At 69.1% G+C, this 1,184-nt stretch carries 2 protein-coding genes; both read right to left on the bottom strand.

What is annotated here, in order from left to right; genetic code table 11:
• Positions 1-153 precede the first annotated feature (153 nt).
• Entirely contained in the window at positions 154-618 is a 465-nt protein-coding gene (locus NQU54_RS48540; RefSeq protein WP_257636652.1) for a hypothetical protein, read from the bottom strand.
• Complete coding sequence (locus NQU54_RS48535) at positions 582-1,130, bottom strand: helix-turn-helix domain-containing protein (RefSeq protein WP_257636651.1); 549 nt, start codon at positions 1,128-1,130, stop codon at positions 582-584. Before NQU54_RS48535 ends, NQU54_RS48540 begins: the two co-directional genes overlap by 37 nt.
• Between the last annotated feature and the right edge of the window lie 54 nt (positions 1,131-1,184).

The raw sequence follows: 1,184 nt of genomic DNA, 5'->3' as shown, positions 1-1,184 counted from the left end.
GCGGCTTGGGCGAAGTTACTTGCTGATGCTCGGAGTCGGTCTCGCTGCTGGGGCATGGCCTGGTCGACGACCTTGCCGAGGAGTCGGTGCTGGTCAGTGCGCGCTGTGGGTAGTCCTCGTACTTCGCCTGCCGTCGGATCAGCTCGATGTCGTTCAGCTCCGGGCTGTGTGGCGGCAGATAGAACAGCTCCTCCCGATCTTCGCCAGCTGACGACAGCGGCCCTTGAACGCCTTGGCCACATGCGTCGAGGCATTGTCCAGCACGATCGTGCACCGCCTGTGCCGTTCCCACACCGGCATCACATTGGTGCCGAGGCCGTCGGCGGGCAGGTCCAGCACGGCCGCGCCACCACCCGGGCCCGCCAGCCGCGCGCAGACGAACTCCAGCAGCGTCCGCGCGTCGATCTTCCCGCAGGTGTGCTGCCAGAGGAGGTCCGGCTCGATACCGACGATCTTGGCGCCGAGCACGTTGACCCGCCGGTTTCTGGTGTCCTTACGCGGCACCACGGCCCGGCGGCCGATGCGCGGCCAGGTGCAGCTGGTGGGCATCGTCGGGGCGAAGCCGAACTCGTCCAGAAAGATCAGGTCGCGTTCTCCGGCGTGTGCGGCCTGCCGCAAGGCCGCAAGTCCTCCAGATGGGCCCGGGCGGCCTGCTGGAGGACGGGGTTGGCCTTGTGCCGCACGCTGTCACGGGTGCGCTTCCCGCGGAAACCGTCGCGGTGCAGCAACTCGCTCAGCCAGTCCGCAGAGATCTCCACCCCGCGCTCGACCCGCAGCCAGTCGCGCAGGGCCGGGGCGCTCCACGTGATCCCCGCCTCGGCGGAGACATCGAGCAACTCGGCCAGAGCGGACCGGTCGTCCGGCCCCAGGGGCTTTGCCGGACGGCCCGGGCGAGGGGCATCGGGCAGCGCCTCGATCCCGCCGTCCGCGAAGCGGTGGACAGCGGCGCGGACCGTGACCGGATGACACTCCAGCAGGTCGGCGACCTCGGAAACAGTCCTGCCGCGGTCCAGGAAACGGATGCACTCGGCACGCTGCCGGGTATAGGCGGTCAGATCGCGGCGAGCCAGAAACGCGTGCGGCTCACGTTGCTGACCGTCGGTCAGCGCGACACGCAGGCTCCTCGGCATGACGTCCCTCCCAAAGGACACCTACCCAACGCAACCGCTTCACCGGATCCGCTT

Origin of the sequence: Streptomyces malaysiensis subsp. samsunensis (genome assembly GCF_024519315.1) — a bacterium.
Taxonomy (GTDB): Bacteria; Actinomycetota; Actinomycetes; order Streptomycetales; family Streptomycetaceae; genus Streptomyces; species Streptomyces malaysiensis.
The sequence above is the reverse complement of the archived record's forward strand: the minus strand, read 5'-3'. Positions and strand labels throughout refer to the sequence as shown.